The sequence below is a fragment of the Pseudoalteromonas sp. SIMBA_162 genome, from assembly GCF_046535955.1.
In the GTDB taxonomy this organism is placed as follows: domain Bacteria; phylum Pseudomonadota; class Gammaproteobacteria; order Enterobacterales; family Alteromonadaceae; genus Pseudoalteromonas; species Pseudoalteromonas marina.
This window is the reverse complement of the sequence record NZ_JAWJBQ010000720.1, coordinates 1-256: the sequence shown is the minus strand read 5'-3', so window position 1 is coordinate 256 and position 256 is coordinate 1. Positions and strand designations below refer to the sequence as shown.

Here is a 256-nt window from a genome sequence, read left to right as displayed (position 1 = left end):
GCACATCGCCGGCCGCGGCATGATCAGCGCGCGCCGGTACGATCCCGGCCCGGCGGGTCGGGCTGCGCAGGCGGCATCGCGAACCAGCTTTGCACGGTGTCGTACGAATAGCGGGTCAGTCGGTCGTGCCGCGCATGCGGGGCGAGCAGTTGCACCGACAACGGTTCCGCCCAGCGCCAGAAATCCGCGCGCAACGCGCTCGGCAAGCCGACGTCGTCGAATGCATGCCACAAATGCACGAGCCACAGCTCCCGCC

1 protein-coding gene is annotated in these 256 nt (G+C 69.5%); it reads right to left on the bottom strand.

Features of this window, described 5'->3' with window-relative positions:
* Window positions 1-23: 23 nt before the first annotated feature.
* A partial coding sequence (locus tag R0J88_RS21550) for a hypothetical protein (protein WP_410901111.1) occupies window positions 24-256 on the bottom strand: 233 nt, incomplete at its 5' end.